Source organism: Rhodococcus sp. NKCM2511, from assembly GCF_014905595.1.
In the GTDB taxonomy this organism is placed as follows: domain Bacteria; phylum Actinomycetota; class Actinomycetes; order Mycobacteriales; family Mycobacteriaceae; genus Rhodococcoides; species Rhodococcoides fascians.
The window spans coordinates 329711-351366 of the sequence record NZ_BNHJ02000003.1; the positions used below are offsets into that span (position 1 = coordinate 329711).

Genomic DNA, 21656 nt, shown 5'->3' on the forward strand with positions numbered 1-21656 from the left:
CTCGTAACCTGCTACGAACTTCCACTCACGACCTGGACCTACAACTTTCGCAGGCGCAGCCGGTTGATCGCGTGGTCGTTGTCCTTGCGCAGCACCATCGTTGCTCGCGGACGCGTCGGCAGAATGTTCTCCACCAGGTTCGGCAGGTTGATCGAATGCCACAGGTCCTCGGCCGCGATCTGCGCGTGATCGTCGGACAGACCTGCATAGTGATGGAAATGCGAGGACGGGTCGGTGAACGAGGTCTTGCGTAGCGCCAGGAATCGTTTGACGTACCAGCTCTCGATGTCCTCGATGCGAGCGTCGACGTAGATCGAGAAGTCGAACAGATCCGAGACCATCAGCCGAGGTCCGGTCTGGAGTACGTTGAGCCCCTCCACGATCAGGATGTCGGGCTGGCGAACCATGTGGTACTGGCCTTTGACGATGTCGTACGACACGTGCGAATAGACCGGCGCGCCCACCTCTTCGGTTCCGGACTTGACCTCGGTGACGAACCTGAGCAGCTTGCGTCGGTCGTAACTTTCGGGAAAGCCTTTGCGGTGCAAGATCCCTCGGCGCATGAGCTCGGCCGTCGGATACAGGAAACCGTCCGTGGTGACGAGGTCCACTCGGGGATGGTGATCCCACCGGGCCAGGAGTGCTTGCAGCACACGGGCAGTGGTGGATTTACCGACCGCGACGCTGCCCGCTACGCCGATGACGAACGGAACCTGTCGATCGGGATGTTTCTCACCGAGGAACGTGGCCGTTGCCGCGAACAACCGCTGGCGCGCGGCCACCTGGAGATGAATCAGCCGGGCCAGCGGCAGATAGACCTCGGCCACCTCGTCCAGATCGATCTGCTCACCGAGGCCGCGCAGGCCGACCAGTTCTTCCTCGGTGAGTACCAACGGTGTGGATTGACGCAGCGTGCGCCACTGCACACGGTCGAACTCGACGTACGGACTGGACTCGCTCACGCACGCCACCTGAGCATCGGAGCTGCTGAGGATTCGGCGGTGCTCCTGTCGGGCGCGAGTCGCATGGTTCCAGATTGTGCTCGGTGCCTGTCCACCGCGCACGGGCGGGGTCGTTCGCCGTACTAGGGTTCGGATATGGATGCTGCTTCCCTGGTTCGCGAATACCTGTTGCTGGGCCTGAGTTTCGACCGACTCGAAGACGGTTTCGTCGACGCGTACACCGGTGATCCCGAACTGCGTCGAATCACCGAGAACGCCCCGGCGCCGGAGCCGCGTGAGCTCGTCCGTCGAGCGCAGACACTGCGCGCCGAGCTCGGCAACGTCGAACTGACAGCGGAACGCCGGACGTTTCTCGACGTCCACCTGCGGGCGTTGGAATGCTCCGCGCGCAAGTTCGCAGGCGAGAACATCGGCTTCGTCGACGAGGTCCACGCCTACTTCGACGTTCGAATCGCACCGGGGGATCAGGACCAGTACCTGCAGGCGCATCGCAAGATGGACGAGGTGCTCCCCGGACCCGGCTCGCTGAGCGAACGGTTGATCGCGCACCGCCGCGCCGACGTCGTTCCAGCGGATCGACTGCAGGACTGCGTCGAGGCGTTCTCGTCCGCATTGCGCGACCGCGTCCGCGCCGAATACTCGTTGCCCGAGAACGAGAAGGTGACGTACGAGGTAGTCGGCGACAAGCCGTGGTCCGGATTCAACTACTACCTCGGCAACTTCCAGTCCACCGTAGCGATCAACTCCGACATCGAACAGCAGATGGCCAACCTGCCCCACCTGATCGCGCACGAGTCCTACCCCGGCCACCACACCGAGCACTGCCGCAAGGAGACGGGTCTCGTCGGCGCAGGACAACTCGAGCAGACGTTGTTCGTGGTCAACACTCCGCAGTGCCTGATGGCCGAGGGGCTCGCCGACCACGCTCTCGGGGCGATAGTCGGCGAAGGCTGGGGCGCGTGGGCGCAGGAAATCTACGCCGACCTCGGACTGCGATTCGACGGAGACAAGGCCGAGCGACTCTCGGCGGCGTCGAGCCAACTGCTGGGGGTTCGCCAGGATGCCGCGCTGTTGCTGCACGATCAGCACAAGAGCGAGGACGATGTGGCCGCCTACCTGGAGCGATGGTCGCTTGCCTCGCCGCAGCGCGCACGGCACAGTCTGCGCTTTCTGTCCTCGCCGCTGTGGCGGGCGTACATCAGCACCTACGTCGAGGGCTACAGGCTTCTCGCCGGCTGGCTGGACCAGGGAGAGACCGCCAGTGAGCGGGCGCAGCTGTTCGGCAGACTGCTCGACGAGCCACTGACACCGGGCGCAGTACGCGTCTCGTAAACTGGCCCAGGTCCGTTGTTTATTGATGCCCCCTTACTCTGCTGTCCCTTGGAGACTCCTGTTATGACTGACGTCAACAACCTGTCACTGGCCGAGCTCGATCCCGAGGTCGCCGCGGCGATGGCAGGTGAACTGGGACGTCAGCGCGACACCCTCGAGATGATTGCCTCGGAGAACTTCGTGCCCCGCGCGGTTCTGCAGGCCCAGGGCAGCGTCCTGACCAACAAGTACGCCGAGGGCTACCCCGGACGCCGCTACTACGGCGGCTGCGAGCACGTCGACATCGTCGAGGACCTCGCCCGCAATCGCGCTAAGGAACTCTTCGGTGCCGAGTTCGCCAACGTGCAGCCGCACGCCGGTGCGCAGGCCAACGCCGCGGTACTGATGGCACTGATCAACCCGGGCGACAAGATCATGGGACTCGATCTCGCCCACGGCGGCCACCTCACCCACGGCATGAAGCTCAACTTCTCGGGCAAGCTCTACGAGGTCGAGTCCTACGGGGTGTCGAAAGAGGATCACCGCATCGACATGGACGAGGTGCGGAAACAGGCCATCGCCGCCAAGCCCCAGGTGCTGATCGCCGGCTGGTCGGCCTACCCGCGCCACCAGGACTTCGCTGCGTTCCGTTCCATCGCCGACGAAGTGGGTGCCCTGCTCTGGGTCGACATGGCGCACTTCGCCGGACTGGTCGCCGCGGGCGTGCACCCCTCACCCGTGCCCTACGCAGACGTCGTGTCCTCGACGGTGCACAAGACCCTCGGCGGACCGCGCTCCGGCATCATCCTCGCCAAGAAGGAATGGGCCAAGAAGCTCAACTCCGCCGTGTTCCCCGGCCAGCAGGGTGGGCCGCTGATGCACGCCATCGCCGCGAAGGCCGTCGCCTTCAAGATCGCTGCGACGCCCGAGTTCAAGGAACGTCAGGAACGCACCCTCCTCGGCGCGTCGCTGCTCGCCGAGCGGCTCACCGGTGCCGACGTCGCCGACAAGGGCGTCTCCGTCCTCACCGGCGGCACCGACGTGCACCTCGTCCTCGTCGACCTCCGCAACTCCGAGCTCGACGGCCAGCAGGCAGAAGACCTCCTGCACGAGGTCGGCATCACCGTCAACCGCAATGCCGTGCCCTTCGACCCACGCCCGCCCATGGTCACCTCCGGCCTGCGCATCGGCACCGGCGCACTCGCCACCCGCGGATTCGGCGAAGCCGAGTTCACCGAGGTCGCCGACATTATCGCAACCGCCCTGGCCACGGGTCAGGCCACCGACGCCCTCAAAGAACGCGTCGTGAAACTGGCGCAGAGCAAGCCGCTGTACGAGGGCCTCGAAGACTGGGGATTGCTGGGCTGACCCTGGCTTTCCTGCCCACCCCGGTCGCGTCAATGGACCATTGCAGCGTTCAGACGTCTGCAGTGGTTCATTCACGCTGGCCCCCGGTCGGATCAATGTGGCTATCAGTCGATCTGAGTGCAACAAAGCCACATTGATCCGACGGGGGAGGGCGGTCTCGGCACCGAACGTCCCGCCGACCTGGGGCGAATCGGCCGTAACGCGTTGTTCACCGACACGCCAGACTTCCAGCGAGCCGATACCGGATTTCGGCGGTACCGTCGGCAGTAACAGGCAGCGGGGAAGCTGCCTGTGCGGGAGGTTCTGATACGTGACTGAGCTAGTGAGCGCGAGAGGGCCGGTACCCGGTCCTCGTGTCACCTGACACATCGGACCCGACCGGCCGAGCGACAGAGTTTGCGCGGTGCCGCGCAAACGTAGGAGCCCCACGTGACCACTTCACGCTCCGTTTCCGCCCCTCTTCGGACATTCGTGCTCGATACCTCGGTCCTGCTGTCGGATCCGTGGGCAGTCATCCGGTTCGCCGAGCACAATGTGGTACTTCCGTTGATCGTGATCAGCGAGTTGGAGGGCAAACGCCACCATCACGAACTGGGATGGTTCGCGCGGGAATCCTTGCGCATGCTCGACGACCTTCGCGTAGAATTCGGCCGACTCGATCAGCCGGTCCCCATCGGAACGTCCGGCGGCACACTGCAAGTCGAGCTCAATCACACCGATCCGTCGGTGCTTCCCGTCGGATTCCGTACCGACTCCAACGATTCTCGAATCCTCGCCTGCGCCCTGAATCTGGCGGCCGAGGGCAAAGATGTGGTGTTGGTCAGCAAGGATATCCCGCTGCGCGTCAAGGCCGGTGCTGTCGGGCTTCCCGCCGACGAGTACCACGCTCATGACGTCGTACCGTCCGGATGGACCGGAATGACCGAGCTCGACGTGCCGTCCGACGCAGTCGACGCACTGTTCAACGACGGCGTCATCGATCTCGTCGAGGCCCGAGACCTGCCGTGTCACACCGGAGTTCGACTGCTTGCCGGACGGCAGAGCGCACTGGGGCGCGTCACGCCCGACAAGCAGCTTCAGCTCGTGCGCGGCGAGCGTGAGGCGTTCGGCCTGCACGGTCGTTCGGCGGAACAACGTGTGGCGCTCGATCTTCTGCTCGACGAGAGCATCGGCATCGTCTCGCTCGGCGGCAAGGCCGGCACCGGTAAGTCCGCACTGGCTCTCACTGCCGGACTCGAGGCCGTCCTCGAACGTCGCTCACACCGGAAAGTTGTTGTCTTCCGGCCTCTTTACGCCGTCGGTGGGCAGGAACTCGGCTACCTCCCCGGCAGTGAGAGTGAGAAGATGGGCCCGTGGGGCCAGGCCGTCTTCGACACCCTCGAAGGGCTGGCCAGCCCGGAGGTCATGGAGGAGGTCATCGCCCGCGGCATGCTGGAAGTGTTGCCGCTGACGCACATTCGCGGTCGCTCGCTCCACGATTCGTTCGTGATCGTCGACGAGGCGCAGTCGCTCGAGCGCAACGTGTTGCTCACGGTGCTGTCACGGCTGGGGTCGGGTTCCCGCGTCGTACTCACCCACGACGTCGCGCAGCGAGACAACCTGCGGGTCGGCCGACACGACGGCGTCGCTGCCGTCATCGAAAAGCTCAAGGGGCACCCGCTTTTCGCGCACATCACCCTCACTCGCAGTGAGCGTTCACCGATCGCTGCACTGGTGACCGAAATGCTCGAGGAATTCGGTCCGTCAGGGGCCTGACGCCCCTCGTGAGTGGAACTTCGTAGCCTGCTACGAAGTCCCACTCACATGGGTCACCGGCCCACCGCAGCCCGTAGTACTCCTCGCACAACGCCTTGGAGGAAATCGACGTTGTCGAAATAGTCGCGCCACACAGCTACTTTGCCGTCGCGCAGCTCGAATGTTCCGCACACCCAGAACTCGACACGAAGCCGACGCCAGATCAGGACGTCGGTGCGCTCGGTGAGCACGACATCTCCGTCGGCCGCGATGTTGTGCACGACGACGTCGAAGCCGTAACCCGGCTTGGCCAGCAGCGTCAGAAATCTGCCTACGTTCGAGATTCCGCGCACCTTGGGAAGCCCGACGTTGTGCCACACAATTTTCTCGTCGAGAAGGGCCAGCGCGCGATCGGTCTCGCGAAGCCTCAACGCGTCGAACAGGTTTTGCACGATATCGGTTGCTTGTCGGGTATCAGTCACTTGGTGAACCGTCCTAATCCATCGCCGTCGAAGAACTCGAGTGTGACCGTGTTCCCCTCGAATGTCGCCTGTGAAATCGTTCCGTCCGGTGCGTTCTCACCGGTCGGCTCGAACGCGAACGTATCACCGTCCCAGTGCGACAACTCGTAGGAAGTCGAGTTCGGTCCGAGGGTCAACACCAGCCTCCCGTCGACCTCCGCGACGGTCGCCGGCCCCCAGTAGGCGTTCTGGTACACCCCGGTGTACGACGTGAGCGGTTGTGGCGCAGCGGCATTCGTCGGAGCGGTCTTCCCCGCGAGCTCGCCCTCCGGCTCGCTCATACCGGCGAAGGCATTCTTGTACAGCGTTCGCCAGTCCTCGCGTACCTCGCCGAACTGCACGAGGTCGGCGAACTCGGCCGTGACCGTTTCTGCGATGCCGAGTGGCGCGGCGTTGGTCAGTACGACGATGGCGACGTCGAGCGACGGGATCCAGAGAAAGTTCGTGCCCGCCCCGAGTGCGAACGCTCCGGAATGGCTGACGGTCGTGCGGCCGGCTGCACTGGTGGAGACGTTGAATCCGTATCCGTAGTAGCCCGCGCGCGAATCCGCCGTCGTCGATGGGCTCGAGACGATCTGCGCGCTGATGGCAGGAAGGAGGGCGTCGATCTCGACGATCTGCTTCCCGTCGTGGGTGCCGTCGGCGATGAGCATCGTCAGCCACCTGGCGAGATCGTTCACCGAGGAGCTGACGCCACCGGCCGGCGTCTGCGGATCGGGTTCGCGTTGGTATCGGGCCTGATACTCGCCGTCCACGAGGACGTGAGGTACCGCTCGGTCGGCGCGGCCGATGTAGTCGGAGAACGACGAGCTGGTCGAGGTCATGCCGAGCGGACCGTAGATCGTGTCCTGGCTGAGGGTGTCCCAGTCCTTGCCCGAGGCGGCAGCGACGGCCTCGGCCGCGGCTGTGATCCCGAAATTGGTGTAGTGATACGTGGATCGGAACGGATCGAGGGGCACCTCCCGAAGGCGCTCGAGGATCTGTCTGCGGTCGTAGCCGAGGTCTTCGAGCAGATCGCCTTCGTGCTCTGGGAGTCCGCTTCGATGCGCGTAGAAGTCGCCGACCGTAATGTTCTGAGTCACCCACGGATCGATCAACGCAAACCACGGCAGCTCGGAGACCACCGGCGTCGACCAGTCGACCACACCCGCTCCCACCTGTGACGCGACCACCGTCGCACCCACCGACTTGGACAGCGAGGCAAGCTGGAACACGGTGTCGCCGTCGATCGGGTCGTCCTTGCCCATTTCGCGAACGCCGAGGCCTTTCGAGTAGACGACGTCGGAACCGTGCACGACGGCAATGGCCATACCCGGAATGTTCGACGACGCCATCAGTTCGTCGGCGATACCGTCGAGCTTGCCGACCGCATCGTCGACGCGACCGGCCGGAACGTCGACGCCGGCAACCTGGCCGGGGGACAGATCCTCGGTCGGCACCGGCTCGGACGCCGGTGGACTGTCTGCGGTGGGTGCGTCGTCGGAGCACCCGGCCAACAGAACCAGAGACCACACGACAGAAAGACACAAAAAATTTCGACCCGACCGCATCATGAGGAGTCCTCACGTCGATGACTGGATGCACCTGAGGATAGACCCGCAACGACCTGGCGTTAGGAGAATTCACAGAGGTCAGGGGCGCGACGTCGGACGCTCGGCGGCAGGCGCTACGGTTACCGCATGTCTACGAACCTGTCCGACGGTGATCTGCTGGTCCGTTTGGAGCCCGCGGTCGAAGAGAATCTACGACGCCATATCGAGGCAGCGAGTGATTGGCACCCCCATGAGCTCGCGCCGTTCGACGACGGCAAGAACTTCGCGTTCCTCGGCGGCGAGGATTGGTCGCCCGAGCAGTCGCACCTGAGCGACGTCGAAATTCTGTCCGCCACGGTGGGCGTGTTGGTGGCCGACAACCTCCCCGCCTACCACCGGGAACTGGCCCACGCCCTCACCGGCCTCGGTGCCTGGTGGAAGTGGACGGGCCGCTGGACGTCGGAAGAGAACCGACAGTCGATCGTGCTGCGCAACTTCCTGGTGCTCACCCGCGCTGTCGATCCGGTCGCCCTCGAGCGAGTCCGGATGGAACACATGACCCTCGGATTCGACGCGCCCAGCCAGCGGCTGCTCGACATCCTGGCGCACTTCGCCATCGAAGAAGCTGCCGCCGCCCTGCGTAACCGCAACACCATCGCCCTCGGCAAGGATCCGGTGCTGGCCACCATCCTCGGCAGAATCGCCGACGACGACGAGCTGCAGTCGGCATTCTTCGCCAGCATCCTCGACGAGGCATTCGCTGTCGTACCCGATCAGGCTGCGCGCGCAGTGGCCGACCGTATCAACGGCTTCAAGATCCCCGAGATCGAGCTTCCGGACCGCGGCAGCAGCATCGCCGCCCTCGCCGAAGCCGGCATCTACGACGCCGACCAGGAACGCGACAAGGTGTTCAAGCCGTTGCTCGCAGGCTGGAAGATCTTCGACCGCACCGATCTGGGTGAGGACGGCCTGAAGGCACGCGAAGAACTCGCGCACCTGGCCTGAGGTTCGCCCCTTTCGAAAGCGACCCGCCCCCGGTTGGATCAATGCGACTTTGTTGCAGTCAGAGTGACTGAAACCCACATTGATCCAACCGGGGGCGGGCGCGTTCAAGGGTGCAGCGGGTCCTGCGGGTCCTGCGGGTAGAGCAGCGAAACTAGTCCTTGACCTTCGCCATGGCCAGGACGTCGAGGCGCTTGTCCAGTTCGGCTTCGCTGAGCTTGTCGCCGATCAGTCCGCGGTCGATGACGGTCTGGCGGATTGTCTTCTTTTCCTTGAGGGCCTGCTTGGCGACTGCGGCCGCTTCCTCGTAGCCGATTGCGGAGTTCAGCGGCGTCACGATGGACGGCGAGGACTCGGCGAGGGTCTTGAGGTGCTCGACATTGGCTTCGAGGCCGACGACGCACTTGTCGGCGAACAGCACCGAGACGTTGGCGAGCAACTTGAAGGATTCGAGAACGTTGCGGGCCATCATCGGGATGTAGACGTTGAGCTCGAAGGCACCCGATGCGCCGCCGAAGGCCACTGCCGCGTCGTTACCGATGACCTGTGCGGCGACCTGCGTAACAGCCTCGGGGAGAACGGGATTGACCTTGCCGGGCATGATCGAGCTGCCGGGCTGCAGGTCGGGGAGTGCGATCTCGCCGAGTCCGGTGAGCGGCCCCGATCCCATCCAGCGAATGTCGTTGGCGATCTTGGTCAGTGACACTGCGATGGTGCGCAGTGCGCCGGATGCCTCGACCAGTCCGTCACGAGCGGCCTGCGCCTCGAACGAATCCTTGGCGGCGGTGAGGGCGTCGATGCCCGTCGACTTCACCAGAGCAGCAACAACTTTCGGGCCGAAGCCGTCGGGTGCGTTGAGGCCGGTGCCGACGGCGGTGCCGCCGATGGGCAGTTCACCCAGACGCGGCAGGGTGGCTTCGACGCGCTCGATGCCGGCCTCGATCTGCCGGGCGTAGCCGCCGAATTCCTGACCGAGAGTGACGGGGACGGCATCCATCAGGTGGGTGCGTCCGGACTTCACGACGTGCTTCCACTCGGTGGCCTTGGTCACCAGAGCCTCGTGCAGGTGCCGCAGCGCGGGCACCAGGGAGGTGACGGCTGCTTCGGTGGCGGCGACGTGCGTGGCCGTCGGGAACGTGTCGTTGGACGACTGCGACATGTTCACGTGGTCGTTGGGGTGCACCTCGACGCCGTTGGCCTTGGCGATCGACGCGATGACCTCGTTGGCGTTCATGTTGGAGCTGGTGCCCGAGCCGGTCTGGAAGACGTCGATCGGGAACTGATCGTCGTGCTTGCCCTCGGCGATCTCGTTGGCGGCGGCGATGATCGCGTCGGCCAATGCGCCGTCGAGCAGACCGAGATCCTTGTTGACCTGCGCGCAGGCTGCCTTGAGCAGGCCCATCGCGCGGATCTGGGTGCGCTCGAGCGGGCGGCCCGAGATGGGGAAGTTCTCCACCGCACGCTGCGTCTGGGCGCGCCAGAGCGCGTCGATGGGGACGCGAACCTCTCCCATGGTGTCGTGTTCGATCCGGAACTGCTGTTCGTCTGTCTGCGTCATGAGCCTTACTTTGCCAGTCGTGGTTTCGGGGATCAGAAGGACGGTGCCTGGCCGGATTCGTCGGCGTCGAAGTCCACCGAGGAGTACTCGCGCAGCTTCTCGAGGCGGTGGTAGGCGTCGATCATGCGCACGGTGCCGGACTTGGAGCGCATGACGATGGACTGGGTGTGGGCTCCGCCGCCCGCGTAGCGGACGCCGCGCAGCAGGTCGCCGTCGGTGACGCCGGTTGCGGTGAAGAAGACGTTCTCGCCCGAGACGAGGTCCTTGGTGTCGAGGACGCGATCGAGGTCGTGCCCGGCATCGATGGCCTTCTGCTTCTCGGTGTCGTCCGTGGGTGCCAGACGGCCCAGGATCGCGCCGTCCATGCAGCGCATCGCGGCGGCCGCGATGATGCCCTCGGGCGTTCCGCCGGTGCCGATGAGCATGTCGGTGCCGGAGTCGGGACGAGCGGCGGCGATGGCACCGGCGACGTCACCGTCGGAGATCAACCGGATGCGTGATCCGGCGTCGCGCACCTGCTGGATCAGTTCGGCATGCCTGGGGCGGTCGAGGATGCACACCGTCACGTCGGAGGCGGAACCCTTCTTGATCTTGGCGATGCGGGCGATGTTCTCGGCGACGGGGACGGTGATGTCGATGACGTCGGCGTAATCGGGTCCGACGGCGATCTTCTCCATGTAGAACACGGCCGAGGGATCGAACATCGCGCCGCGTTCGGCGACGGCCAGTACCGAGATGGCGTTGGGCATGCCCTTGGCCATCAGGGTGGTTCCGTCGACGGGGTCGACGGCGAAGTCCACCTCGGGTCCGTTTCCGTTGCCGACCTGCTCGCCGTTGTAGAGCATCGGCGCTTCGTCCTTCTCGCCTTCGCCGATGACGACGACGCCGCGCATGGAGACCGAGCTGACCAACTGACGCATCGCGTCGACGGCTGCTCCGTCGCCACCTTCCTTGTCGCCCCGACCGACCCAGCGACCCGAGGCGAGCGCACCGGCCTCGGTGACGCGGACGAGTTCGAGTGCGAGGTTGCGATCTGGCGCCATGGCGCGAGTGGACTCGGTGCTGGCCGTCATCGGTTTGTAGCCTCCTGGTTGGTGGGGTGTTACCCAGGCAGGATTATCTCACTTCTGTGATGCCCGCGGTGGGGTCGGGTCGACTGTGAGGTACGCGCCGACCGAGCACTGCTGCACAGAGGGGATACTGGAGATGTGGCAAACAGCAAACCTCGGATTCTCAACAACAACCGCGACATGGTCTGGTCGCTGATTCCGCTGGTCATTGCGTGTTTGTTGATCGCAGGCGTGGCCAGTCAGTGCTCGTTGAGCCCGGGTGGACCCAAGCAGGGACCCATTCCCAACTTCGACGTGAACTCGGCACTGCAGTACGACGCGGCCGAAATAGGGTTCCCGGTGCGCAATCCGGTCGTTCCCGAGGAATGGACGCCCAATTCGGGCAGCCGCGCGACCATTTCCGGTGACAGCGGTGGAGCGGCGTCGACTGTCGGATACATCACCGGATCGGGTGCGTACCTGCAACTGACTCAGACAGCCGCGTCCGAGGAACTGGTGGTGCCGTTCGTGGCCGGGGAGACGGTGTACGCGTCGGGCGCGCAGAACGTCTCGGGTCGAGACTGGGTCGTGTACGGCGAGGAAGGCTCGCGCACCTACTGGGTCTCGGACTTCGGTGACGTGCGAATCCTATTGGGCGGCACGGCGAACACCGAGGAATTCACCACTCTCGCGGCTGCGGTCGAGGCCACCGAACCGCTCGCGCCCTAGCTGTCGTTCTCGGTGCTCGCCAGCGCGGTCTCGATGCGCTTGCGTGCGCCCGCCAGTTGTTCTTCGCAGCGCGTCGCCAGTTGTTCGCCGCGCTCCCACAGAGCGAGGGATGCGTCGAGATCGAGCCCGCCCTGCTCGAGGATCTTCACCACGCCGACCAGCTCGTCGCGGGCTTCCTCGTAGCCCAGTTCGGACACCGGCTTGTCTTCGTTCTCGCTCATCGAATCTCCCTCTGTCTTTTCACTCGGCGTCATTTCACTCGGCCCATTACTGCTGCGGTGACGGCACCGTCGGCCACCCGCACCCTGATCTGTGTACCCGGCGGCGCGTCCTCGACCGAACGTAGTACCTCGGGATCTGCACCCGGCACCACCCGCTGTACGACGGCATAGCCCCGGGCAAGTGTGGCAGCAGGCCCCAGCGTCGACAGCCTCGCCCGCAGATGTTCGACGAGCGTGTCCTGGGTGGTCAGCTCGCGCTGCACGTCGCGTCGAGCTGCATCTGCGAGTCGCCGAACTTCCTCGCGACGCTGTTCGAGGGCCGCCAATGGATCGGCCAACACGGGTCGATGCCGCAGCATCTCCAGCCCGCGTGCCTCCCGTTCCACCCAATTGCGGAGCGCTGCAGCGCTTCTGGCCTTCAGCTCCGCGACCAACGCTTGTTCGGCGACGGCGTCGGGCACCACGAGCTTGGCGGCATCGGTGGGGGTGGCGGCGCGCAGATCGGCGACGTGATCGCTGAGGGGACTGTCGGGTTCGTGTCCGATGGCGCTGACGATCGGCGTCGTCGCCCGTGAGATGGCTCGGCACAGTGCCTCGTCGGAGAACGGCAACAGGTCCTCGACGCTACCGCCGCCGCGGGCGAGAACGATGACGTCGACGCGCGGGTCGTCGTTCAGATCCTTCAACGCGTCCAGGATTGCCGGCACCGCTTGTGGACCCTGGACCGGAGTGTTCCGTACCTCGAATCGCACTGCGGGCCAACGCCTCTGCGCGACGGTGAGGACGTCCTTCTCGGCTGCGCTGGCGCGAGCGGTGATGAGCCCGATGGTGCCGGGCAGGAACGGCAGCGGACGCTTGAGTCGCGGGTCGAACAGTCCTTCGGCCGCCAGCAGAGCCCGGAGCCGTTCGATGCGGGCCAGTAGTTCGCCGACACCCACAGCGCGAATATCGGTGGCGCGCAGCGAAATGGTGCCGCGGCCGGTGAAGAACGACAGCTTGCCGTAGAGGATGACGCGCGCGCCCTCGGTCAGCGGAACGGGCGAACGATCCAGCAGCTGCGGCGAGCAGGTCACCGACAACGACATGTCCGCCGACGGATCACGCAGAGTCAGAAATGCCGTGCGCGTGCCGGGGCGGGCGTTGATCTGCGTCAGCTGACCCTCGACCCAGATGCTGCCGAGTTTGTCGATCCACCCGGCGACCTTCATCGCGACGGTGCGCACCGGCCATGGTTGTTCGGCGGTGCTCGCACCGGATGGGGCGGGGCCGGACTGAGTGGGGGGAGTGCTCACTTCGCCTTGGCGGTGGTGATTCGGTTGGCGAGCATGGTCTGGAACGGTGCGCGAGCCGACGTCGCGTTCTCGTACTCGAGCAGGGTTTCCAGATCCTCGATGGACAGCGTGCGCAGCCGTGCGCGCAACTGAGCCAGGGCAAGAGTGTCGAAGTCGATCATCTCGACGATCTCGGGCTTCGTCGCAGCTGCTGCGGGCTTCGCCGACGTGTCCTGCACCGGTTCGTCCAGCGGAGGCGTCGAGTACAGAGCGAATCGTCCGTTCGCGGCGATGGGCTCGGCCACCGGTGCGTCGGGAACATCGACGTCGTCGGTGACTGCTGCGGAGTCGAACCTCGACGTGGTCGGGAACGCGTCGTCCTCGTCCTCGTCGAAACTCGCCCACGACGGCTGCTCCTCGCGCGGAGTTCCGATCACCGGCAGAGCCGAAATGACCAGATCGCCCTTGATGGCGAGGGCTGTCACCTGCTGCTGCAGCCGCATGCCGCGCGCCAACGCCTCGCTGACGACGGTCATCGGCAACATCAACGCGGAACCGGGAAGCTTGCGGGCCTCTTCCACGACGGTCACGGCGACGCCTGCAGCCACCCGCGCCGCAAAGGGGAGTCGAGTCATGCACACCAGACTGCCCGAAGTCGTCGTCTTTGGGTAGCCGACAGGCCAGGGCCTGCGGAATGACCCGGTTGCTGCGATACACGTATCCTGGGAGGTATGTCTTCGGCCGTTCCTTTGAATCTTGGTATCGCACACTCCGCCGGCTCGCACACGACCGCGCATGCCGGGGGTAAGCGAGTGCTTCTCGCCGAGCCGCGCGGCTACTGCGCGGGCGTGGATCGCGCCGTCGAGACCGTCGAGAAGGCACTCGAACAGCACGGTGCGCCGGTGTACGTGCGCAAGGAGATCGTGCACAACAAGCACGTGGTCGAGACGCTGTCCGATCGCGGTGCGGTGTTCGTCGAGGAGACCGACGAGGTGCCCGAGGGTTCGCTGCTGGTGTTCTCGGCGCACGGTGTCTCGCCTGCGGTGCACACTTCTGCCGCTGAGCGGAACCTGCGGACGATCGACGCGACCTGCCCGCTGGTGACCAAGGTGCACCAGGAAGCCAAGCGGTTCGCCCGAGACGACTACGACATTCTGCTCATCGGCCACGAGGGCCACGAGGAGGTCGAGGGCACCGCAGGTGAGGCGCCCGAGCACATCCAGCTCGTGGACGGCCCGGAGTCGGTGGACAGCGTCACGGTGCGCGACGAGAACAAGGTCATCTGGCTTTCGCAGACCACGCTGAGCGTCGACGAGACCATGTTGACGGTCGCGAAGCTGCGGGAGCGGTTCCCGACCTTGCAGGATCCGCCGAGCGACGACATCTGCTACGCCACGCAGAACCGTCAGGTCGCGGTGAAGGCGATGGCACCGGAGTGCGATCTGGTGATCGTCGTCGGCTCGAAGAACTCGTCGAACTCGGTGCGCCTGGTCGAGGTCGCCCTCGGTGCCGGCGCACGGGCCAGCTACCTGGTGGATTACGCGAAAGAGATCGACCTGGCGTGGCTCGACGGCGTCGAGACCATCGGCATCACGTCGGGAGCGTCCGTGCCGGAGATCCTGGTTCAGGGCGTCATCGACCTGTTCGCCGAGCACGGATACGCGGACGTGCAGCCCGTCACCACCGCGAACGAGACCCTGGTCTTCTCCTTGCCCCGCGAGCTGCGCCCCGCACGCTGACCGGTCCATGACCGGCCGGTGTCGGTGGGGTCAGTCGTCGGCGTGGCGGTCGCGGTACCGAACCTGCGGCACCGGATGCGGAGGAATGTCGTCACGGCGCACGTTCGGCGGCGCGTCGTTCACAACCGGTTCGACTGTGTGCCGAGCGCTGCTGGAGTACGGATCGACGGCGTCCCGCGGCGGCTGAACCCGAGGTGAACGCTCCCTGCGAGGTTCCGTCGAATACGGTGCCTCGGACGGCTGGGGCCGCGACGGGCGCGCTACGCCGGGTGGGGGCGTGCGATCCTGCGGGTACTGGGCGTGGGAGCGGGAGGGCCGCTGGTACTCGGGCTGCGGACTCGCCTGACGTGCGTATCCGGGCGTCGCCCCGGGGGTTGTTGCCGACCGTCGTGGCGCGGCACCGGAGTCGGTTGCGGCGCGAGAGGTTCCTCGGCGGCCCACGTACGGCTCGGGCACGATGTCGGTGGCCTCGACCGCGGACACGTCGTCACGGTCCGCCGCAGCTCGACGGCTACGTGCGCGTGACGGACGATCTTCCTGTGCTCGCCGCTGTGCCCGGGTGAGTGTGTCGTCCTCGGAGGTCGGGCTCCGGCGAGCGGAGTCTCCGGCCTTGGTGCTTCGACGAGGGGCGTCTTCCGGTTTCGTGCGACGCCGAGCGGTGTCGGCGGTCTTCGTGCTGCGTCGAACTGCGGGCGCGTGCGTGTTCTGCCGCTTCAGCACGATGCGTACGGCACCGAGGCCGACGGCCACGAGGGTGCCGAGCAGCATCAATGGAAATCGGTTGACCAGCGGAATCGCCACGTTCAGGATGATGTCCTTGAGGCTGGTGCCCGCGTTGTCGGTGAAGTACTGGTACGACAGCGGCACTGCCACGAACAGAATCAACGGGGCTTGGACCATCGCGGTGAACAGGCCGCGGTAGCGGACCAGCAATACCGCCGCGATGCAGCCGAGGATGTAGAGGAACGCGAACGCACCGGTCAGCTCGGTTCCACGCGCGGCGTCGATGAGAAACCCGAGAAAGGCCAGCCCTGCGGCGATCGCAACGGCACCCCACGCTGGTACGCCGGGCAGGGTCGCGAGGATGGATCGGTGATCCAGCGGTACCCCGGATCGGGCACGTTGGGAGGTAGACACCCCTCGAGGTTAGCCGTAGTTCAGCCCACTGCATCGCTGACATGACCGAAGTCGTGCCGGTAGCGGGACGAATCGGACAGCTTGGGACGCTCGTCCACGCGTGAAATCTCCACCGGTTCGGCATCGAACAGCTCGAGCTCGTGCAGCTTGCGTGCGGTGACACCCACCCTGCTGTCGACCGACCCGACGGTGGAGTTGAAGGACTCCACGGCCTTGCCGAGGTGGGCTCCGAGCTTGTCGAGATGTGTCGAGACGATTCCGATGCGGCCGTACAGTTCGCGGCCCAGCTGGTGGATCCGCGCAGCGTCCTCGGCGATCGACTCCTGCTTCCAGGTGTACGCGACGGTGCGCAGCAGAGCGACCAGAGTGGTCGGGGTGGCAAGAATCACGTTCCGGCCGAAGGCGTACTCCAGCAGGCTCGTATCCGACGTCAGCGCGGCGTCGAGAAACGGGTCGCCGGGAACGAACAGGACGACGAACTCCGGCGTCGGCTCGAATGCCTCCCAGTAGGCCTTGTCTGCCAGTTGATCGATGTGGGTGCGCAACTGCTTGGCGTGGCGGCGCAGATGCTTGTCGCGAGCACCGGGTTCTTCGTCCTGCGCGGCGTCGAGGTAGGCCGCGAACGGCACCTTGGCGTCGACGACGATCTGCCGATCGCCGGCGAGGCGAACGATCATGTCGGGTCGAAAGCCGTCCTTGCTCACCTGAGTGTCGAAGTCGCAGTGCTTGACCATTCCGGCGAGTTCGACGACCCGTTCGAGCTGGATCTCGCCCCACCGACCTCGGATCTGCGGTGCGCGCAGCGCGGTGACCAGTTGTCCGGTCTGCATGGAGAGCTGCATCGACGCGCGATGCATTCCGGTGACCTGTTCCGACAGCCCCGCGTACGCCCTGATGCGGTGGTGCTCGACTTCTCGCACGTGCTCGGCCAGGGCGTCGACGGCGTCGTGCAGTGGCTCCACCAGATGGGACACCTGTTGGCCGATGACCGTCGAATTGCGCCGCGCGGAATCCTCGTTCACCGCGCTCAGCGACTGGCGTAGCAGCGCCTCGTTCTGGCGTAGAGCCGCCAGCTGTGCCTCCGCTCGTACGGCCCGATCACCCACCCGAGAGGCATGCAACAGCCACCCCACCACGCCGCCGAGGGCGAGGGCGACGAGCAGGCCGAGCGCGGTGAGAATGTTCATGGTGCCGATGATGCAGCACGCCACCGACAAGTTCGGGCGAGACGAGCTGTGGGTCGATGCTCACGCCCGACAGGCCGACGAGCCTCGAATAGTTTGTCGGTGGTTGCCGATAGCGTCGTGGACATGAGAATCCTGCACACCTCGGACTGGCACGTAGGTCGCACCTTTCACGGTGTCGACCTGTTGGCCGATCAGGGCGCAGTGCTCGAGTCCATCGCGGAACTGGTTGCCGCACAGTCGATCGACGTGGTCGTCGTCCCGGGTGACATCTACGACCGCGCCGTGCCGAGCGCGGATGCCGTAGTGGTGTGCAATCGCGGACTCGAAGCGATCAGAGCCGCCGGAGCCGTCATCGTCGCGACGTCGGGTAACCACGATTCACCCGCTCGGTTGGGTGCCGGAGCTGCGTTCGCCTCGGCCGGTGGACTGCATCTGATGACCAAGGTCGGCAACGTCGCGACCCCGGTGGTCGTCGACGACGAGCACGGATCGGTTGCGTTCTACGGCATTCCGTACCTCGAGCCCGAGACCACCCGAGTCGAACTCGACGTTCCGGCGGCACGGACGCACGCCGAGGTGCTCGATGCTGCCATGGACCTGGTGCGCGCCGACCTCGCAGCGAGAGACGAAGCAGGGCAACATGTTCGGTCCGTCGTCCTCGCGCATGCGTTCATCGTCGGCGGCGAAGCGACAGGTTCGGAGCGATCGATTTCGTCCGGGGGAATCGAAACCGCACCGGCATCGGCATTCGACGGCGTCGACTACGTGGCCCTGGGTCATCTGCATTCTCCGCAGACACTCACCGAGCGGGTCCGCTACTCCGGCTCCCCGTTGCCCTACTCGTTCGGCGAACGCTCGCACCGTAAGGCCGTGTGGATTCTCGAACTCGACGCCGACGGGCTCGGCAGCGTCGATCGAGTGGACTTACCGGTGGTTCGCGGTCTCGCCCGCATCGAGGGCACGGTCGAGGAATTGACCACTCACGCAGCCTTTTCCGAATACGAGGACCACTACGTCTCGGCGGTGCTGACCGACGAGGTACGTCCCGTCGATGCAATGCGGTTGCTGCAACAGCGTTTTCGGCACGCGATCCATCTCGAGTGGCGTCGACCCGAAGACGACGGGGGGCTTCGGTATCGCGATCGTGTCCGCGGCCGCAGCGACCTCGAGATCGCGACGTCGTTCCTGACGGACATGCGGAGCGCGCCCACCGCAGCCGAGTCCGCACTCTTCGAGCGCGCACTTGCTTCCGTGCAGCGCGAGGCCGAATCCACGCGCACACCGGCGAGCACCGTCGACCGCGGCGCTGCATGAGGCTGCACTCACTCGAGATCACCGCCTTCGGTCCCTTCGCGGGAACGGAGACGGTCGATTTCGACGCGCTGGGGGCCGACGGGTTGTTTCTGTTGCACGGTCAGACCGGAGCCGGGAAGACGACAGTGCTCGACGCCGTTGCCTTTGCGCTCTACGGCACCGTTCCCGGAGCGCGGCGGGAGGGCAAGAGGCTGCTGTCCGACCACGCCGCGAGAGGTGCCGTCCCGCAGGTGACCCTCGAAGCAACGCTCGGTGGGCGACGAATCAGGATCGTGCGCAGTCCGGAGTTTCTGCGCCCCAAGCTCAGGACTGCCGGCACCACCAAGCAGCATGCCAAGGCGAGTCTCACGTGGCTCGATGGGCGTGGGCAGAACCTGACGCGGCTCAACGAGATCGGCGACGCGGTCAACGGGTTGCTCGGAATGAGTGCCGATCAGTTCTTTCAAGTGGTGTTGTTGCCGCAGGGCGAGTTCGCGAAGTTTCTGCGAGCAGACAGCGACGAGCGCGGAAACCTACTCGAAAGACTCTTCGACACAGGCAGATTCGGCGACGTGGAGGAGTGGTTTGCCGAGCGGCGTCGAGAATTGGCCGCCGGTCTTGCCGACGCCGACCAGGCCATCGACATCATGCTGGGCAGAGTGTCCCAGGCCGCGGGCGTACCCGAGCCGTCCACCGACGACGCCGCGCCCGGTGAGCAGGCCCAGGATCCCCTCGAATGGGCGGCACGGGTTCTGGACGGTGCACGGCAGAACAGAACTCTCGCCCAGGGTCGTGCGGTGCTGGTCGACGCGGCGGCCGGGCGTGCGTCCGCCGCGCTGGCCGAGGCCACCAGCGCCCTGGACCTGCAGCGCCGACGCGCCATCGCCGAAGAGCAACTCGCGCAGTACCGGGACGGCGAAGCCGCCCGAGCAGCGCGACGCGCGGAACTGGCCGACTCTGCTGCTGCGGGTCCCATCGCCGACGCTGTCGCCGATCTGCGCCTTGCCGCCACCACCGCAGATGCGGCCACCACAGCGCTGACCGCCGCGGAACAGGCACTGCCGACGTCCGCAGAGGGCAGGCGCTTCCACGACGCACTGCAGTGGCCGCCGCTACGAACCGATCCGGCCGACGAGCGAGCAGTGGTTGCCGAGTTCGTACGAGCATGGACCACCGATGTCGCACGGCTGCAGTCGCTGCTCGGAACAGCCCGTGAGGCCGACCGGCTGGACGCCGAGCTCGCAGAACAGCGCAGACAGCGTGCCGAGACCGTTGCTGCCATCGAACGCACGACGACGAAACAGGCGACACTTCCCGAGACCCTCTCCGCTGTGGAAGCGCGGGTGGCCCGCGCAGCCGCGGCCGCTGCCGAGCTTCCGGGACTGGACGAGCGGTGTGCCCGCGCTCAGGCGGCCGCTGAGTCGGCCCTCGAATTGGTGCGGACCCGAGCTGTTCTCGTCGAGGCAGAACGCGTCAGGGACCGTGCTGCAACCGCGCGCAACAGCGCCTGGGAACACTTGCTCGAGCTGCGCGAACGCCGCATCGACGGCATGGCCGCAGAGTTGGCTGCCCGCCTCGAGCCCGGTGCGCCGTGTGTCGTGTGCGGGTCGGCCGAACACCCGAATCCGGCCGCTGCCGCGACGTCGACGGTCACGAAAGCGCAGGAGGACAAGGCCGCTGTCGCGGAGCGGAAATGCGCTGCCGAGCTGGAACGGTCGATCGCGGCCGTCGCCGACGCCAGTCGTGCGGTCGATCTGCTGCACGACCGGACGGGCGGAGCCTCCGCCGCGGAGCTTGCTCACACCCTCGACGCGGCGACCACTGCCGTCCGAGACGCCCGAGCGAGGGCCGCCGACCTCGACCCGGCGACGACCGAGCTGCGCCGGCTGCGCGCCGAGTCGGATGCGCTGGCGGTCACGCTGCAGGATCTCGTCGCCAGGCGCAGCGCGCTGGACGAACGCATCGCAGCCGCCGAGCGATCGGTGGCGCAGATGCGAGCGTCGGTAGCCGAGGAAATTGCCGAAGGCGCATCGTTGACCGAGCGAATTGCCGAGTGCGAGAAGCTCATCGACGGTGCCCGCCGACTGCAGGAAGCGCGAATCGCCTGGCTCGATGCCAGCGAGCAGCACGCCGCGCTGCGCGGCGAACTGGATCGACGGGTATCGGCATCGAACTTCAATTCCGCCGATGCAGCAGCAGATGCCGTTCTCACCGAAGACCGCGTCGAGCAGATCGAGACCGAGCTTCGTCTGGCAGAGGAGCGTCGGGCACACGCCGAACACGTGCTGCTCGAACCCGGCATCGTCGCCCAGAGCGGGCAACCGCCGATCGACCTGGATCCGCTGCGTGCCCGGTTCGCCGAACTGGACGGCGCGGCGAAGGTTGCCGCGGGGGAGGTGGCCGAGTGTCGCCGACGCGCGGACGAGCTCGAGCGGCTGATCGCCGAACTGTTCGTGGCGGCTGCGGCCATCGCGCCGCAACGCGCCGAGTTCGACGAGCTCGCCAACCTGGCGGATGTGGTCGCCGGGCGTGGGCAGAATGCACGCAAGATGTCGCTGCGGTCCTACGTGCTTGCGTCCCGTCTCGAGGACGTCGCCGAGTCGGCATCGGCACGCTTGCGTCGGATGTCCTCGGGTCGTTACGAATTCGTGCACTCCGACGAGGCCGGCGTCCGCGGAAAGCGGGGTGGGCTCGGTCTCGACATCCGCGACGACTACACCGGTGTGGTGCGTTCGGCCAAGACGTTGTCGGGCGGCGAGGCGTTTCTGGCGTCGCTCTCGCTCGCGCTGGGTCTCGCCGATGTCGTGGCCGCCGAATCCGGCGGGGTCGTGCTCGACACCTTGTTCATCGACGAGGGGTTCGGCACGCTGGATGCGGACACGCTGGAATCGGTGATGGCCGTGCTCGACGAATTACGTGCGGGCGGCCGCGTCGTCGGAGTCGTCAGTCACGTCGACGAAATGCGTCAGCGCATTCCGAGCCGCCTCTACGTCAAGCGTGGACGCGCGGGCTCGACACTGCAGGTCGTTGCGTCCTGATCGG

General features: G+C 65.9%; 18 protein-coding genes. 8 read left to right on the top strand and 10 right to left on the bottom strand.

Translation table 11 applies throughout. From position 1 onward, the window contains the following. Positions 1-38: 38 nt before the first annotated feature. Positions 39-971, bottom strand: a complete 933-nt coding sequence (gene coaA / locus JLZ96_RS21030; RefSeq protein WP_027498143.1) for a type I pantothenate kinase — start codon at positions 969-971, stop codon at positions 39-41. A 126-nt stretch (positions 972-1097) separates the two neighbouring features. Here coaA and JLZ96_RS21035 point away from each other — a divergent pair, with 126 nt between their 5' ends. The 3 genes from JLZ96_RS21035 (at position 1098) to JLZ96_RS21045 (ending at position 5396) form a co-directional block, all read left to right on the top strand. Next, positions 1098-2294 carry a DUF885 domain-containing protein gene (locus JLZ96_RS21035; protein WP_201011169.1) on the top strand — a complete coding sequence of 399 codons (1197 nt, stop codon included), beginning with the start codon at positions 1098-1100 and terminating at the stop codon, positions 2292-2294. A gap of 63 nt (positions 2295-2357) precedes the next feature. Continuing rightward, a complete protein-coding gene (glyA, locus tag JLZ96_RS21040) occupies positions 2358-3641 on the top strand; it encodes a serine hydroxymethyltransferase (RefSeq protein WP_027498141.1) in 1284 nt (427 codons plus the stop codon). A gap of 429 nt (positions 3642-4070) precedes the next feature. Beyond that, positions 4071-5396 (top strand): PhoH family protein, encoded by a 1326-nt coding sequence (locus JLZ96_RS21045; protein WP_201011170.1) that lies wholly within the window; start codon positions 4071-4073, stop codon positions 5394-5396. A 53-nt stretch (positions 5397-5449) separates the two neighbouring features. Here the strand turns inward: JLZ96_RS21045 and JLZ96_RS21050 are convergent, their stop codons facing one another. Together JLZ96_RS21050 and JLZ96_RS21055 are read right to left on the bottom strand one after the other, a co-directional pair. Then, on the bottom strand, positions 5450-5857 hold the full coding sequence (locus JLZ96_RS21050) for a limonene-1,2-epoxide hydrolase family protein (RefSeq protein ID WP_373453784.1): 408 nt from the start codon (positions 5855-5857) through the stop codon (positions 5450-5452). Continuing rightward, positions 5854-7446: a serine hydrolase gene (locus tag JLZ96_RS21055; RefSeq protein WP_201011263.1), complete on the bottom strand. Its 1593-nt coding sequence runs from the start codon at positions 7444-7446 to the stop codon at positions 5854-5856. Before JLZ96_RS21055 ends, JLZ96_RS21050 begins: the two co-directional genes overlap by 4 nt. Positions 7447-7575: 129 nt before the next feature. Here JLZ96_RS21055 and JLZ96_RS21060 point away from each other — a divergent pair, with 129 nt between their 5' ends. After that, entirely contained in the window at positions 7576-8433 is an 858-nt protein-coding gene (locus JLZ96_RS21060) for an acyl-ACP desaturase (RefSeq protein ID WP_032381336.1), read from the top strand. Positions 8434-8584: 151 nt separating this feature from the next. On the opposite strand, the gene JLZ96_RS21065 is transcribed toward JLZ96_RS21060, so the two are convergent. Beyond that, complete coding sequence (locus tag JLZ96_RS21065) at positions 8585-9988, bottom strand: class II fumarate hydratase (protein ID WP_027498136.1); 1404 nt, start codon at positions 9986-9988, stop codon at positions 8585-8587. Between the two features lie 32 nt (positions 9989-10020). After that, positions 10021-11061, bottom strand: a complete 1041-nt coding sequence (gene glpX, locus JLZ96_RS21070) for a class II fructose-bisphosphatase (protein ID WP_027498135.1) — start codon at positions 11059-11061, stop codon at positions 10021-10023. Between the two features lie 135 nt (positions 11062-11196). On the opposite strand from glpX, the gene JLZ96_RS21075 reads away from it, so the two are divergent. Continuing rightward, the gene (locus JLZ96_RS21075; RefSeq protein WP_027498134.1) at positions 11197-11766 is read left to right on the top strand and encodes a DUF4245 domain-containing protein; all 570 of its coding nucleotides are present in this window, start codon (positions 11197-11199) and stop codon (positions 11764-11766) included. Here the strand turns inward: JLZ96_RS21075 and JLZ96_RS21080 are convergent. From JLZ96_RS21080 to JLZ96_RS21090, 3 genes are read right to left on the bottom strand one after another with little or no spacing between them, the layout of a single operon-like run. Beyond that, positions 11763-11987, bottom strand: coding sequence for an exodeoxyribonuclease VII small subunit (locus tag JLZ96_RS21080; protein WP_027498133.1), 225 nt, complete (start codon positions 11985-11987; stop codon positions 11763-11765). The two genes, JLZ96_RS21075 and JLZ96_RS21080, sit on opposite strands and share 4 nt — an antisense overlap. Before the next feature lie 29 nt (positions 11988-12016). Further along, positions 12017-13279, bottom strand: coding sequence for an exodeoxyribonuclease VII large subunit (gene xseA, locus JLZ96_RS21085; RefSeq protein ID WP_027498132.1), 1263 nt, complete (start codon positions 13277-13279; stop codon positions 12017-12019). After that, positions 13276-13893 (bottom strand): lipid droplet-associated protein, encoded by a 618-nt coding sequence (locus tag JLZ96_RS21090; RefSeq protein WP_201011171.1) that lies wholly within the window; start codon positions 13891-13893, stop codon positions 13276-13278. Before JLZ96_RS21090 ends, xseA begins: the two co-directional genes overlap by 4 nt. A 96-nt stretch (positions 13894-13989) precedes the next feature. Between JLZ96_RS21090 and JLZ96_RS21095 the strand changes: the two genes are divergently transcribed. Next, on the top strand, positions 13990-14997 hold the full coding sequence (locus JLZ96_RS21095) for a 4-hydroxy-3-methylbut-2-enyl diphosphate reductase (RefSeq protein ID WP_032375426.1): 1008 nt from the start codon (positions 13990-13992) through the stop codon (positions 14995-14997). Positions 14998-15027: 30 nt separating this feature from the next. Here the strand turns inward: JLZ96_RS21095 and JLZ96_RS21100 are convergent, their stop codons facing one another. Both JLZ96_RS21100 and JLZ96_RS21105 read right to left on the bottom strand, forming a co-directional pair. Beyond that, positions 15028-16134, bottom strand: a complete 1107-nt coding sequence (locus tag JLZ96_RS21100; protein WP_179274086.1) for a DUF6542 domain-containing protein — start codon at positions 16132-16134, stop codon at positions 15028-15030. A 20-nt stretch (positions 16135-16154) separates the two neighbouring features. Next, on the bottom strand, positions 16155-17321 hold the full coding sequence (locus JLZ96_RS21105; RefSeq protein ID WP_094692916.1) for a DNA recombination protein RmuC: 1167 nt from the start codon (positions 17319-17321) through the stop codon (positions 16155-16157). A gap of 123 nt (positions 17322-17444) precedes the next feature. On the opposite strand from JLZ96_RS21105, the gene JLZ96_RS21110 reads away from it, so the two are divergent. Both JLZ96_RS21110 and JLZ96_RS21115 read left to right on the top strand, forming a co-directional pair. Beyond that, the gene (locus JLZ96_RS21110; protein WP_094692918.1) at positions 17445-18635 is read left to right on the top strand and encodes an exonuclease SbcCD subunit D; all 1191 of its coding nucleotides are present in this window, start codon (positions 17445-17447) and stop codon (positions 18633-18635) included. Further along, positions 18632-21652, top strand: coding sequence for an AAA family ATPase (locus JLZ96_RS21115; RefSeq protein WP_201011172.1), 3021 nt, complete (start codon positions 18632-18634; stop codon positions 21650-21652). The genes JLZ96_RS21110 and JLZ96_RS21115 overlap by 4 nt, the downstream gene beginning before the upstream one ends. The last annotated feature ends 4 nt before the right edge of the window (positions 21653-21656 follow it).

Bases quoted from the DNA above. Each gene is read 5' to 3' on its own strand.
- glyA (WP_027498141.1), top strand. From the start codon at position 2,358: ATGACTGACGTCAACAACCTGTCACTGGCCGAGCTCGATCCCGAGGTC.
- JLZ96_RS21095 (WP_032375426.1), top strand. From the start codon at position 13,990: ATGTCTTCGGCCGTTCCTTTGAATCTTGGTATCGCACACTCCGCCGGC.
- glpX (WP_027498135.1), bottom strand. From the start codon at position 11,061: ATGACGGCCAGCACCGAGTCCACTCGCGCCATGGCGCCAGATCGCAAC.
- JLZ96_RS21055 (WP_201011263.1), bottom strand. From the start codon at position 7,446: ATGCGGTCGGGTCGAAATTTTTTGTGTCTTTCTGTCGTGTGGTCTCTG.
- JLZ96_RS21115 (WP_201011172.1), top strand. From the start codon at position 18,632: ATGAGGCTGCACTCACTCGAGATCACCGCCTTCGGTCCCTTCGCGGGA.
- JLZ96_RS21090 (WP_201011171.1), bottom strand. From the start codon at position 13,893: ATGACTCGACTCCCCTTTGCGGCGCGGGTGGCTGCAGGCGTCGCCGTG.
- JLZ96_RS21110 (WP_094692918.1), top strand. From the start codon at position 17,445: ATGAGAATCCTGCACACCTCGGACTGGCACGTAGGTCGCACCTTTCAC.
- JLZ96_RS21080 (WP_027498133.1), bottom strand. From the start codon at position 11,987: ATGAGCGAGAACGAAGACAAGCCGGTGTCCGAACTGGGCTACGAGGAA.
- JLZ96_RS21060 (WP_032381336.1), top strand. From the start codon at position 7,576: ATGTCTACGAACCTGTCCGACGGTGATCTGCTGGTCCGTTTGGAGCCC.
- JLZ96_RS21035 (WP_201011169.1), top strand. From the start codon at position 1,098: ATGGATGCTGCTTCCCTGGTTCGCGAATACCTGTTGCTGGGCCTGAGT.
- JLZ96_RS21105 (WP_094692916.1), bottom strand. From the start codon at position 17,321: ATGAACATTCTCACCGCGCTCGGCCTGCTCGTCGCCCTCGCCCTCGGC.
- JLZ96_RS21065 (WP_027498136.1), bottom strand. From the start codon at position 9,988: ATGACGCAGACAGACGAACAGCAGTTCCGGATCGAACACGACACCATG.